The following is a 13,242-nucleotide window of genomic DNA, read 5'->3' on the forward strand; positions in this document are numbered from 1 at the left end:
ATATTATCTAACACAAATATTGCGCAAACCCATCATTCGAGTATATATTTAAAGAAATGGTTGCCATACATATCACATGTGAAGAGGTGATTCAACTTGCCAGGTGAACTCATATTAACCGTTGACGACGAAGTTAGAATCGGCGAGCTCGTGGGCATGTATTTATCCAAGGATGGTTTCCGCCATCTGAACGCAACGACAGGCAAGCAAGCGATTGAATTAACGGAGAACGAACAGCCTTCACTGATCGTGCTGGACGTTTTGCTTCCTGATATGGAGGGTTACGAGCTATGTGCAAGGCTACGACAAACAACCGATGTCCCGATCGTATTCCTCACTTGCAAGGATACTGAAATCGATAAGGTTGTTGGCTTGAGCGTCGGTGCGGATGATTACGTCAGCAAACCTTTCAGCCCAATAGAACTAATCGCCCGCATCAAAGCGCAGCTCCGTCGAAATCGAATCGTCAACCATCGGCAATCTGACATCATTCCCTCTTCTGTCATTTCCTCTGCACATGTCGAGCTTCGCATCGATGCACATGAGGTTTACGTCGAAGGCAAGCGAATCGAGTTGTCCACCAAAGAATTTCAACTGCTCGCCTACCTGATGCAAAACGCGCGGCAGGTGCTTACAACAGAACGATTACTCAGTCATATATGGGGCTACGAGAGCAGCCTCGACACCAAAACTTTGCAGGTACATATCGGGCATTTGCGCAAAAAAATAGAACAAGTCCCTTCCACTCCTTCGCGCATCATTACGATACGCGGTATTGGATATAAATTCGATGAACCGATTAAAGAACATTAAGTCTCTCCTCCAGCCGCGCACCTTCGCTTTCCAGATGCTTGCGGCTATGCTGACCGTCTCCCTCATCCCGCTATTGCTTTTATCCGTATTCGCCGGACAAACCGTATCTTCACAGCTCAATCATTTCAATGAGCTGAATACCGCCATGATTGAGAAAAATTATTTCAGCATGTACGAAGCCAACATTGAAGAACAGGTCCGGGCGATCGATACCGAGCTGCGCCTTGTCGAGGATGCCGTTTTGCTGGCCAAAGCACTCGCAGAGTCTATTTTTTCCACGGAAAATCATGCTGAGGTTCGGCCGCTCGCTTTCAAGTATGATTTAGCGCAAAAGCGATTTATAGAGAAGCAGCCTGATGGCATGGGGGTCGTTTCTATCCGAACAGACAACCCGCTGCAATATCCAACACCGGAGCAGGCTTATGATTTAGCACGCAGCAAGGCTTTATTTCCACTTTTTAAATCTGAATCGTCACGGAAGCAAAACATCGTTTCGATTTACTATATTCATCCCAAATCCGGTTCCTATTATTATCCGGAATTTATTGCTCAAGATTCCGATGCTCCCTCGAAACCTATTCATCTTCTAACTTCATACAACTTTTATTCCGATGCGCTTAACGTCAGGCCAAAATCGAACCGGGTAGCATGGACGAAGCCCTACCTCGACATCACGCCAAGAGGCTGGATGTTCACAGCTACGACGCCTGTCTATGATGAGAATCGAGTCCTCAAAGGAGTCGTAGCGGCAGACGTGACGATTGAGCGTTTCGTAAATAATGTGCTGGATACTAGATTCGCCGACGAGAACGGCATTGCATTGCTGCTAGATACGGATCACGAGCTTATCGCTGCCCAGCAGCATGGCGCCAACGAGATTCAACAGCTCGATTTAGCCCAGCTCTTCAGTAATGATACGTTAAACAGCTTCCGCAGCATGCAGCTAGACGGTCAGCAGAAGGTCGTCTTCAGCCGCTCTATCCCATCAACAAATTGGACACTTGGCTATATCATCCCTGAACATAAACTGCTTGAACCGATCCACTCAGCCACCCTTATGCTTTCTGCCCAGACGAGCGACAAGCTTATCGTCCAACTTTCCTTGCTCGGCTTAGTCGCGGTATGCTTGAGCGTTCTGCTCTCTTTCTATTTACGATTTAAGATTTCACGGCCCGTCAATATGCTTGCCGAAGCATTCGCTGAGATGAGTGAGGGACAGTTCACCTCCTCACTAGAAGACACATGGTCACTCGAATTCAACCAACTGCTGCGCGCGTTCAACCGAATGTCACACAAAATTCAGGAGCTCATGGAGGAGCAGACCGAATTAAATCATCAGCTTGAGTACAAGGTCGAGCTGCGAACGGAAGAGCTTCGTGATATGAATAATGAATTGGAAGCACGTGTCGATGAGCTGCTTCGACTAGAGCATTGGCGCAAGGAGCTGCTCATGAATATTTCACATGATTTAAAAACGCCGATAACGTTGATACGCGGTTATATCGAGGCTATTAACGATGGCACCATTAGCGGAGAAGATACTGGTATCTTTTTGCGCAGAATTTATGAGGACATTCAGACGATTAATCAGTTCGTTCGCAACTTAAATGAGCTAAGCTTACTGGAAACGAGACAGCTTGAAGCTAAGTTCACTTCTTTCGCAGCAGATTCTTTCTTTCATGCGATGGTCAGCAAATGGGAACCCTTCATGAAGCTGGAGCAGCGCCCCTTCCATACAAGAAAGCATGCCAGCGGCGGGCGATTGCGTGGCGACACACACCTAATTAGCCGCGTAATCGACAATCTCATAGATAACGCGTTGAAATATTCTACCGGCAGCAGCCCCATTACTTTTACGTATGAACTCACTAGTCATACTGCAATCTTTCGAGTTATCGATATCGGATCAGGCATACCCGATGACGCATTGCCTTATATCTTCAATTCCTTCTACCGTGTAGATAAGTCAAGAAACAGCGGTATCCCCGGCAGCGGTCTCGGCTTATCCATCGCCAAAGAAATCGCCGACATTCATGGAGGCCAGCTAACCGTTATACCAAACGCAGAAGAAGGCCATGGTTGTGTTTTCTCATTAACTCTTCCTCTATCCAACTAACGACTCCATAATAATAAGAGCCTGCTCATTCGCCCTTTGCGGCAAATGAACAGGCTCGTTTTAATTATAATGCTACTCTGTCTTATTCAAATCAAGCGTAGGCGTTTCATTAAAGAAGTTGAAAGGTTTAATCATCGCCGTTACCCATTCCGTAGGCATGATCGGGAATTCTTCTGCCCGCATGACATGCGTCGTCCCTGTCGTCAGCCATACGACCGTATCCTTGTTCTCAATACTGCGATTTTGCTGTGTCCATAGGCCAAGTCCAGTGTCTTTGTTATGTGTGGTATATTTGCCTTCAGAATAAAGCTCATCTTTCATGTAGGGCGTTACCCAAATATGATTATTTATAAATTCCGCACGTTTCAATACATAGTCCGTTTTCGTGAAGAGCGGCTCCTCCATGAATGGATGAGTGCCCCCTGCGTAAGGCATAACCTGATAACCTGTTGCATAGCCCAGCTTATTTTGTTTGGATGTATTCGTCACTAGCACAATTTTGTCTGCATCAAACTTCTGAATCGCGTCCTGTTCAACTTTGTACGTCTTCTCCACCGTTATCATCTCGCTCCGTGCAAATTCCGGATTTTTCACCGAGATAGCTTTCGGCAAAATTTCCCCTACGGAGTTCGATTCTCCATCCACATCCAGATCCAGCCTGTAGCTGAAAATATGCTGATGCGTAGGCGCCACAATATTCGCATCTACGAGTTTACCATTGCGCGTATCCTTTTCAGCGGTTTTATCCGCCATTGTTTTCGAATCGACCGCTTTTACCTGAGCGAGTCCCGTTGCACCAGCCATAAGCTTAATCGAACCATTTTGTAAAAACACCCAATCCAAGACATAATCATAATTGCCAATCGTAGCTATAGCTCGAAGAACGAGTTCACGACGCTCTCTTGCATCGCCATTGTGTGACCATTCCGGATCTGCGTATCTTTCAAACAAAGCAAAAGAGTTTTTAATGATTTGCGCTTTTCCGTCTGTGCCGTTAAGGGCCGCATCAAACATCGTCGCATTTTTTGGAACATCGGACCCTATATTAAGCGGCCTTGTCGACAAACCAACGCCATATTCACCGGCATCCATAAATATTTTGTACAGCCACGCCGCATCTGGATCGCCGTACGGCACCATCATGCCACCAAGACCGCCTTCATACATAATTTTGCGCTTATTCCCATTCTCTGTGTAAGATACAGTGGATACGATAGGCCCTACACGCGGGTCTAGGCGGAAATGGAACTTCCAGTTCTGCCAATCCACCATCGTGCCTTTGACCGAGAAGCTCGCACCTTGAGGCTGGCTGATAATGAGAGGCTTGATCTCGTCAGTCCGTTTCGTCTTAATTACCTTCGTATAATCATTAGGGTCTTTCGAAACTGGAGGATTGCCTGACTCGTAAATTTTCAACACTTTCTTCGCATTCAAATCAACGAGGAAAGCTAGACCATCCATCGGATGCGCAAAGTTGTTAACCGCACCTTCAATCTTCGGACGCGGAACTGACATTGCTAAGCGCGAGCCTGGCGGCGTAAGCTCTGGACCGTAATCGCCAAGCGGCCCATCTGCGAATGACACCTTGCTTAGATCCGTTATGCCATGCCTTGCTAGAGCAGCTACAGCTTCCTTATCTTTTTCAACTATCGCTTCCGTCTGGCCCCATTCTGTGTAGAAAGGCCATCCTTCCTTCACTTCTTTCCAGTACACCACTTTATCTGTATCCAAATTGACTGTTCCTTCATACGGCTTATTTCCCTTTATAAGCGTGAAAGTTGCTTCCCTTGGCAGCTTAGAACCGCCAGCATCATCCCAAGCCCATACCCGCTGTTTATCAGGCTCCTCCAGCTTAATTTCTGAGAAATACATATCCTCACTGCCATATTGCGATGATTTAATTATATTCGCTGCTTCTTCTATTTCCTGCGGGCTTAGCGGATTAAGCGGATGGTAGACGATCTTATCAATCTCTGCAGCGCTTAATCGACCTAGACCAAGCGCCCCTGGAAAGATATTAATAGAAGCAATGACAACGGACGCTGCAATAACGGATACAAACAATTTTTTCTTTCTCATCGTTTCCCTCCAATTATTATTTCTCTACTATTTCTTTACTAAACCTGCCAGTAGCTCCTCACGTCTCTCTCATCGCATCCCTCATTTTCCATTGGTTATGTTATATACTCTAACATTTGAAGGTAATGAATCACGGTCATCAAGGTAAAAGAAACTTAATAAATTGCCCCCATTTCGGTAAAGCTTTTTAGCAAAAAAAGCCTGTCCGCATAAACAGCAATCTCCCGCTTCCATCAGGAAACAGGAGATCGCTCATGCAGCTAGACTTTTATAAAAAATCGCTTATTTACACTTGGATGACGAACGGCACTACAATGGTTTGACCTTTTCTTTGAAATTGGCCCCACACTTTGTACAGCCCTTCTACCGGAAAACTAACGCCAAAAACGGCCTGCGGACCCGATGATGCCCAGTTAAGCGGATGGATATGAATGAATTGCTGCGTAGACTGATCAATCGCCACAACATGACCTACTGCGCCAAGATAAAGCTCTAGATCCTTAATCGGCTCCCCCGTCTTCTCATCAGTAAACGTATAAGTCATCGTTAACATCCTCTGAGGTAAAATGGGTTCAGCAAACGCAAGCTCCACTCTCATACCATCAACATTTGCTGCCAGATCTTCGCTTGGCACCAAGACGGTTGCCTTGGAAGCTGCGCCCTGCACTTCTACCTCTCCTATGCGCGTAAGCTCATTCATCCCCTTCGGCAAAAAATCCGCATACAGCTTGTATCCGCCTCCCGAAGGCAATGAAATTGGAACCTCGAATTGTCCACCGCCATTATACACAGGATGAACATGCTGAAAATGCTGCAAATCCCCGCTCACAACAATAAGATGCATAAGCTTCTCGTTTGTAATCTCATAAGCTTCAACGGCTGCCCCATTTCCGTCATCAATAGAGACGGAAAGCATCGAAGAGACACCCGCGGAAGGCGTCCCTTGCGGCCATGCAACGTTCATCTTCACAGCTTTCTCCGTCGCCGTTTCCATGCCAGCTCCCGAATGCCGATGACCCAATGACAACGCATAAGGATCAAGAAGGGGGTCTGACAAATCTCCCGATGCATTAGACCAATCCACCTCTTGCAGCAGAAACGCCGTCACAAAAGCAATCATCAGCATCGTCATCATTACTGCCCACTTGTGCTTCGCCATACCCATTCCCCCACTTCGATAACATCACTATGTGGTCATTGTATAGGTACGGGGTAAATCTAAAGCCATAGCAAAGTAAAGTTAAAGTAAAGTCTTTATAAAATGTAGCTACATCTCATGTCCTACATTCTACATCCCATAAACATCCATAGCCGCCTGCAGTGCCAGGCCCGCTTCCAACTGATGGCCATGTCGCAGCAGAACGGCTTCCAGCGCGCCGAGCGTAAGCAGCACGTTGCGCTTGCTGCAGCTGTAGCCCATCGTGCCGATGCGCCATATTTTCCCCTTCAAGGGACCGAAGGAGCTGGCGATCTCGATGCCGTAATGATCAAGCAGCATCGAACGTACAGATTCTCCGTCTATGCCAGCCGGAATTTCAATACAAGTAACGACGGTCATTTTGCAGGCGGGGTCGCCGTAGAGACGCAAGCCCATTGCCTCCAAACCAGCAATCAACGCTCCTTCTTGCTCACGATGCCGTGCAAAACGCGCCTCCAGCCCCTCTTCCAGCACGAGCCGCAGCCCTTCACGAAGCGCATAAAGCATGGACGTCGCTTCCGTATGATGATTCAGCCGAGCCGGACTCCAATAATCCTGCAGCTGACTCAAATCCAAATAGTTGCTTTGTATTGGGCGCAGCAGCGGGTCATGCTCGTCGTCAGCGAGAAGCAGCCCTCTTTCAACCTTTTTGCGGCTGAGCAGCTTCACCTCTGCGCGTTTATTGTACGTAATCGGCGCCATGCCTGCCGGTACGGATAAACACTTCTGCGTGCCGCCAATTACCGCATCGATGAGCAGCCGGTCAGTCGCTACCTCAATACCGCCAATTGTCGCAACAGCGTCCACAACGAAGAGCGCATTCACTTCCCTGCACGCTTGCCCGATGCCTTCGAGCGGCTGCATTCTTCCCGTTGATGTCTCGCCATGCACAAGAGCTACGACATCAGGCCGATGCTTCTTTATGGCATTAACTATTTCCTCCGTTAAAAATACACTGCCCCAATCTTTCTCCAACGTTACTACCTCAGCACCGCAGCGCTTCGCAATCTCGGTCAGCAAATGGCCGAAGCGTCCATAAATTGGTACCAGCACCTTATCGCCAGGCTCGATCAAGCCTACGAGAACAGCCTCTATACCCGACCTCGACGTCCCATCCACAGGGAATGCCCATTCATTATCAGTCTTAAATAATTGGCGCAGCATCTCCATTGTTTCATTCATTAATGCCGTAAACTCTGGGTCAAATTGTCCCAATATCGGATAAGACATCGCCCGCAGCACCCGCGGATCCACCTCGACTGGGCCTGGTGTCATAATCGTACGCGGTGACGGCGCCAAATCTTTGTATAGCTTCATACCTCTTCCCCCTCATAGCCTAGTCGATACAGCAGCTCTGTCAGCACGAGTACACCAACCGCAAGCTCACGCGGCTCTGTATACTCCTCCGGTGAATGCGATATGCCTCGTCTACTTGGAACAAATAACATCGCAGTCGGACAAATATGCTCAAACATTTGTGCATCATGCCCCGCTCCGCTAACCATTCTTTTCGAAGAAATGCCCATTTCACCACAAATATGATCCATATGCTGTTTAAGCACATTATTCATCGGAACCGGTTCTTCCCTAAACCACTCCGTCCCTTGAATCTGCAGCTGCCTCTCACCGGCCAATGCCGTAAAACGCTGCATGACCCAGCGGCAAAAGCTATCGAGAGCCTGTTCATTGGCATGTCGCGCATCTACAGTAAATACAACCTTTCCTGGAACGACATTCGGTACATTGGGAAACACCTGCAGCCTGCCAGCGGTCGCCACTAATGGCGATCCAAGCCGCATGGCCTCTTGACGCAGCGCCCCAATCATCGCACTAGCCCCTTCAAGCGCATCCCTGCGCATATGCATCGGAGTTGTTCCCGCATGATTCGATTCGCCAATGACTTCAAACTTCAGTCTTCGCTGGCCGGCAATTGTTTCCACTACACCGATAGCGACGCCTTCCTGCTCCAGCACCGCCCCTTGCTCGATATGGATCTCAATAAACGCGCCAACATCATGTCGTCGGCTATCCCTGCCCGTCCCTTCGCCAAAGCCGCATTGCTGCATCGCATCCGCAAAAAATACATCTTGAGCATCCTGCAAATGGACAATTTGCTCAAAGTTTCGTTTGCCGGCGATGCTGCCCGATCCCCAGTAAGCCATCGGAAATCGGCTGCCTTCCTCTTCGCAGAGGGATACAAGCTCCAGCGTTCGCTTCGGTTTGCCGAATTGCTTTTGCAAATAATCAAGTGCAAGCAAACCCGCCGCAATGCCATAGGCTCCGTCATAATGCCCGCCTTGAATAACCGTATCAATATGTGAGCCCGTTATAATAGAAGGCGCATCCGGATCGTCGCCTTGTAATTTTCCGAATAAGTTGCCAACGTTATCAAACTCCGTCGTTAGACCGCAGCTCTCCATTTTGAGCGCAAGCGCTTGCTGCGTCTCCAGCCATCCCTCGGTATAAAGCAGCCGCGTTATGCCGCCTTCTTCATCCGGGCTATATGTTGCCAGCCAATCTAACACTTGCATAACCTGCGTCTCGAAATACGATAATAGCCGTTCCTTCTCTCTCGGATGGGAAAGTACACTTCGCATCATAGCTGCTCCTCCTTCCATTAACTTAAGCCTAGTGCCTAATCCACTCGCCTTGCATACTCTCGCTTAGCCCTTCCGATTCTTCATAGACAAGGCGACCCCTTACATAGGTAGCCTTTATTTTGCAATGAAGCTCTTCACCGACATATGGACTATGCTTATGACGTTGATACAGCTGCTCCACTTCCAGCGTATAAGACTTGTTTAAATCAATCAGCACAAGGTCAGCGTCTGCACCAATGCGTATTTCACCCTTCGAATCTTGCAGTCCAAATCGTCTTGCCGGCCCGCTTGCCAGCAGCTCGCTGATCAGCGTGAGCGGCAGCCCCCGCTTCACATGGCCTTCTCCCACAATGAGCTCTACCGAGCTTTGCGCTCCGGCGATACCGCCCCAAGCATCAAAGAAGTTGTCCGCCTCCTTCATCGAGGCTGGACAAGGCGAATGATCCGACGAAATCATATCCACTCGCCCTTCGGCAACGGCATTCCACAGCTTCGCCCGCTCCTCGGCATCTCGCAGCGGCGGAGAGCATTTCGCCACCGCTCCCTTACGATCCAAATCAGCCGCCGTTAAAGCTAAATAATGCGGACAGGTTTCAACCGTAACGTTCATCCCGCGCTCACGCGCAGCCGTAATCAGATTAATGCCCGCCTCGCTGCTAATATGAACAAAATGAAGCGCACAGCCCGTTTGCTCCGCATAAAAGAGTGCCCGATTGATAGCCTCCAGCTCAGCAATAATAGGCCGCGAGGTCACATAGTCAGCAGGCGTCAATCGCCCTTCCGCCCACATCGCTTGACCAAGCTTAGCAACAATCGGCTCGCTTTCGGCATGAAGAGCTAGCACCTTGCCGAGACCCGCGATGATCTTCATGCCTTCGAGCAGCGTATAATCATCCACCTCTCGAAACGCATCCTCACTCGGATCACCTGGCGATGACATGAATGCTTTAAAACCAACCACTCCGGCTTCAGCCAAAGGCGCAAGCTCATGCAACTTGCCAGGCACCAAACCGCCCCAGATGGCATAATCAACATAGGACCGCCCCTCTGCAGCCGCCAGCTTCTGGTGCATAGCATCCACAGTAACTGTAGGCGGAATGCCATTTAGCGGCATATCCACATAGGTAGTACAGCCGCCAGCCGCGAGAGCAGCAGACCCCGTCTCAAAGCCTTCCCACTCTCCCAAGCCCGGCTCATTCAGATGGACGTGTACATCAATCATGCCAGCCATAATGATTAAGCCCGCTGCATCCACTACCGAATTCGCCTCTATATCATCGAGATTCTCGCCAAGCACAACAATACGTCCCGCTTTGATTCCTATGCCCAGCATCCGCACTTCATCCTTCAATACGACGTTGCCGTTTTTGATCAATACATCCAGTTTCTCTCGTCCGACCATCTCACCCTCCGCCTTTCATTGCCCAGTCACTTTTATGCCGTTTATGAGCCGAATCTGCCAAATCGCGAAGCAGCTGCGCTGCTAATGAAATAAACCGCGGACAACGAGGTCCGCGGCCCTATTAACTACCTATTTGTGTAAAACTAATTTTAAAGGAGATGAGCATCTTTTAGCCGCACTCTACTTCTATTTCAGCTCAGTCACAATCAAGCTTGCATCTACCTCTTTCAGCAGGCTCAGATCATGATAGGTAGCTGGAGCAGGAATCGATTTGATGTTGCCGACCGATTTCAGATACTCGCCGACAGCAGGCCCGTTGCTTCCAAACACATAAGTATCGCCAACTTCCATCGAATACACATTCCGTGACATGATTTGAGTCAGCTCCTCCTCACTAAGGTGCAGCTCAGGCGCTAATGTTTTAATCGCTTCCTCACGGTTGTCATTGATATAATCCGTCGCTTTCTTCAAAGCGCGCAGGACAGCTTTTAAAGTGTTCGGGTTTTTCTTAAGGAAATCATCTGAAACTTGGATCGTCGTATGCACGCTCATCCAATTCACATCACCCTGCTTGTCAGGAAGCTCGCTCTTCGTGCCGCTGAAGAGGAACTTGCCGCCGCCTTGAATCGCCTTCGTAATGAACGGCTCCCAAGCAGCCAGCGCATCGATGTCACCCTTCTCCAAAGCGACAACCGCGTCGCTCGGTGCAAGATTTACATATTTGATTTTGCTTGCGTCTACGCCAAGCTCTTTAGCCATGTTATTGATTGCAATCGTAACGTCAGCTCCGCTTGGAATACCAATCGTTTTGCCTTCAAGATCCTTCGCGCTCTTCAGCTCAAGCTTGCTTGAACCTACAACCGCTTGCGTGCCAGCAATTTGTGCGAGCGGCGCAATGATTTTGACCGGAATGTCTGTTGATTTCAAAATAATATCCATAAAGTTCGTTTGAATACTTACAGGTGCGCTGCCGCCAGCAACCATCGGTCCGATATCCGGCCCGCTCTCGATCAGTTGACTCGTTACATTAAGCCCTTCTTCCTTGAAATAACCAAGCTTGTCGGCAATAATTTGCTGCGATGAGATTTGTGCATCACGAACACCAACTAGCGTTAGATCTTTCATCTCAAGCTCTGTGGATGCCGGCGCATTTGCATTTGCATTTGCATTTGCATTTGCTGGCGCCTTCTCGTTGCCGCCGCACGCAGCAAGCACAAAAGTTAACGACGTAAGGACAATTGCAGATTTAAACCATTTTCCCGATTTTTTCATTGGTATTCCCTCCACTTATCTCTTTTTAGTTGTACTGCTTCAGCTTCGTATGTAGCGTTACTTCTCGATGGCATCTCGAAGTCCGCCTTTACGCCAAGCCATTACCCTCTTCTCAACCAGCTTCAGCAGGTAAGAGAACAAGCTATATTCTAGGCCAATCAGAATGATGGCAATGAACATATTCGATATTTTAAAATAATTTCTCGCATCTACGATGATGTAGCCAAGCCCTGATTTGGCCCCCATCATCTCGGAGACGATGAGCGCTGAGAACGATAAGCCCAGACTCACCTGCGCGCCAACGAGGAAATTCGGAATGGCTGACGGCAGCATCACTCTCGTGAAAATTTGCCGCTCCGTCGCACCCAAGCTGAGCGCAGATCGGATCAGCGTGGAAGGCACCGACTTAAAGCCGTCCAGCGTGTACACCAGCACCGGGATAAACGTTGTCCACGCAATAAGCAGAACCTTCGGAAACTCGCCGATCCCGAACCAGATAATAAACAAGGGCAGCAACGCCAAGGTCGGAATCGGGCCAACTAAGTTGAGAATGGGCGAAAACCACCGTTCAACCGTTTTGAACTTGCTCATGATGACGCCAACCCCTACCGCCACCGCGCTTCCGATAACAAACCCAAGTGCAATTCGAATCGTACTAGAGATCAAGCTGTCTGTAATAATCCCCGTCTTCGCGAGCTCCCAGCCCTCCGATAGCAGCACGGTCGGTGCAGGAAGAAAGTTCGGATTAAAAAACTTTGCCGTTTCATTCACTCTAGAGAACAGCTCCCAAAAAACGAAAAACATTATGGATGGGAGGATGTTATATTTCTGAAAAAACTGATTCATTGCCGATGGCCGTTTGCCTCGCGCCTGCTTGCTTATTACCGTTGTCCCCGTCCGTGAAGCCTGCATGCTTCCTGTGTCCTTCACGGTAGATAATTTGGCTCCGTTCATTATGACCCCACCTTTGCTTGCGCTAGCTCCAGATGCTCCTCATCCATAAGAACCCGTTCAATGCGGCTCATCATTTCGCCAAAACCAGCAGAATGAGAAGATCGCGGATGTTTAATTCCGACCTCAAAAATTTCTGCAATTTCACCATGCTTCATCACGACAACACGATCCGCGAGATAAACCGCTTCGCTTATGCTGTGTGTCACGAACAGGATTGTTGGTTTGAGCTGACTGCAAATCTTTTGCAGCTCTACTCGCATCGTCTCTCGCGTCAGTACGTCCAGTGCGCCAAACGGCTCATCCATTAGCAAAATATCCGGTTTGCTCGCAAGCGCCCTTGCAATGCCTACCCGCTGCTTCATGCCCCCCGACAATTCACCAGGATAATGTCCGGCGTATTGTTCTAGCCCTACCAGCTTCAGAAACTCCATTGCGGTTTCCTTTGCCTGTGCTTTTGGCATCTTCTGCACTTCTGGGCCGAAGGCAATGTTGTCCTTTATGGTCATCCAAGGGAATAAGGCATGATCCTGAAATACCATTCCTCTTGACTTGGAAGGCCCCTTAATTTCTTCTCCATCTACGGTAATCGCACCATCATCAGGCAGAAGGTAACCCGCAATCATATTTAACAGCGTCGATTTGCCGCATCCGCTATGGCCAAGTATGCAAATAAACTCATGCGAGTTAACTGTAAGATCTACATTTTTCAAAATCGTTCTGCTTCCAAAGCTTTTCCCAACCTGATTCACCACTAATTTCATTTGTACCAACCCCAATCCCTTGTTGTTGTCAGGTTATATAACACAAA

At 48.7% G+C, this 13,242-nt stretch carries 10 protein-coding genes; 2 read left to right on the top strand and 8 right to left on the bottom strand.

The features are described from left to right. Positions 1-96 precede the first annotated feature (96 nt). Together AB4Z45_RS17845 and AB4Z45_RS17850 are read left to right on the top strand one after the other, a co-directional pair. A complete protein-coding gene (locus AB4Z45_RS17845) occupies positions 97-813 on the top strand; it encodes a winged helix-turn-helix domain-containing protein (protein ID WP_441910577.1) in 717 nt (238 codons plus the stop codon). Continuing rightward, positions 791-2,929: a sensor histidine kinase gene (locus tag AB4Z45_RS17850; protein WP_441910578.1), complete on the top strand. Its 2,139-nt coding sequence runs from the start codon at positions 791-793 to the stop codon at positions 2,927-2,929. The genes AB4Z45_RS17845 and AB4Z45_RS17850 overlap by 23 nt, the downstream gene beginning before the upstream one ends. A gap of 72 nt (positions 2,930-3,001) precedes the next feature. Here AB4Z45_RS17850 and AB4Z45_RS17855 read toward each other — a convergent pair whose 3' ends face one another. The 8 genes from AB4Z45_RS17855 to AB4Z45_RS17890 form a co-directional block, all read right to left on the bottom strand. Continuing rightward, complete coding sequence (locus AB4Z45_RS17855) at positions 3,002-5,008, bottom strand: copper amine oxidase (RefSeq protein ID WP_441910579.1); 2,007 nt, start codon at positions 5,006-5,008, stop codon at positions 3,002-3,004. A gap of 286 nt (positions 5,009-5,294) precedes the next feature. Then, a complete protein-coding gene (locus AB4Z45_RS17860) occupies positions 5,295-6,167 on the bottom strand; it encodes a hypothetical protein (protein ID WP_441910580.1) in 873 nt (290 codons plus the stop codon). Between the two features lie 129 nt (positions 6,168-6,296). Then, positions 6,297-7,523, bottom strand: coding sequence for a pyridoxal-phosphate-dependent aminotransferase family protein (locus tag AB4Z45_RS17865; RefSeq protein WP_441910581.1), 1,227 nt, complete (start codon positions 7,521-7,523; stop codon positions 6,297-6,299). After that, positions 7,520-8,806, bottom strand: a complete 1,287-nt coding sequence (gene allC, locus AB4Z45_RS17870; RefSeq protein WP_441910582.1) for an allantoate deiminase — start codon at positions 8,804-8,806, stop codon at positions 7,520-7,522. The genes AB4Z45_RS17865 and allC overlap by 4 nt, the downstream gene beginning before the upstream one ends. Positions 8,807-8,834: 28 nt before the next feature. Then, positions 8,835-10,208, bottom strand: coding sequence for an allantoinase (locus tag AB4Z45_RS17875; protein WP_441910583.1), 1,374 nt, complete (start codon positions 10,206-10,208; stop codon positions 8,835-8,837). Between the two features lie 186 nt (positions 10,209-10,394). After that, positions 10,395-11,480, bottom strand: coding sequence for an ABC transporter substrate-binding protein (locus AB4Z45_RS17880; protein WP_441910584.1), 1,086 nt, complete (start codon positions 11,478-11,480; stop codon positions 10,395-10,397). A 57-nt stretch (positions 11,481-11,537) separates the two neighbouring features. Then, positions 11,538-12,392, bottom strand: a complete 855-nt coding sequence (locus AB4Z45_RS17885; RefSeq protein ID WP_441878021.1) for an ABC transporter permease — start codon at positions 12,390-12,392, stop codon at positions 11,538-11,540. Positions 12,393-12,433: 41 nt separating this feature from the next. After that, on the bottom strand, positions 12,434-13,195 hold the full coding sequence (locus tag AB4Z45_RS17890) for an ABC transporter ATP-binding protein (RefSeq protein ID WP_339206353.1): 762 nt from the start codon (positions 13,193-13,195) through the stop codon (positions 12,434-12,436). Positions 13,196-13,242: the final 47 nt, after the last annotated feature.

Source organism: Paenibacillus sp. MCAF9 (assembly GCF_052114265.1).
Taxonomy (GTDB): domain Bacteria; phylum Bacillota; class Bacilli; order Paenibacillales; family Paenibacillaceae; genus Pristimantibacillus.

Coding starts and splice junctions, on each gene's coding strand:
- AB4Z45_RS17850 (WP_441910578.1), top strand. CDS start 791: ATGAACCGATTAAAGAACATTAAGTCTCTCCTCCAGCCGCGCACCTTC.
- AB4Z45_RS17855 (WP_441910579.1), bottom strand. CDS start 5,008: ATGAGAAAGAAAAAATTGTTTGTATCCGTTATTGCAGCGTCCGTTGTC.
- AB4Z45_RS17860 (WP_441910580.1), bottom strand. CDS start 6,167: ATGGCGAAGCACAAGTGGGCAGTAATGATGACGATGCTGATGATTGCT.
- AB4Z45_RS17865 (WP_441910581.1), bottom strand. CDS start 7,523: ATGAAGCTATACAAAGATTTGGCGCCGTCACCGCGTACGATTATGACA.
- allC (WP_441910582.1), bottom strand. CDS start 8,806: ATGATGCGAAGTGTACTTTCCCATCCGAGAGAGAAGGAACGGCTATTA.
- AB4Z45_RS17875 (WP_441910583.1), bottom strand. CDS start 10,208: ATGGTCGGACGAGAGAAACTGGATGTATTGATCAAAAACGGCAACGTC.
- AB4Z45_RS17880 (WP_441910584.1), bottom strand. CDS start 11,480: ATGAAAAAATCGGGAAAATGGTTTAAATCTGCAATTGTCCTTACGTCG.
- AB4Z45_RS17885 (WP_441878021.1), bottom strand. CDS start 12,392: ATGCAGGCTTCACGGACGGGGACAACGGTAATAAGCAAGCAGGCGCGA.
- AB4Z45_RS17890 (WP_339206353.1), bottom strand. CDS start 13,195: ATGAAATTAGTGGTGAATCAGGTTGGGAAAAGCTTTGGAAGCAGAACG.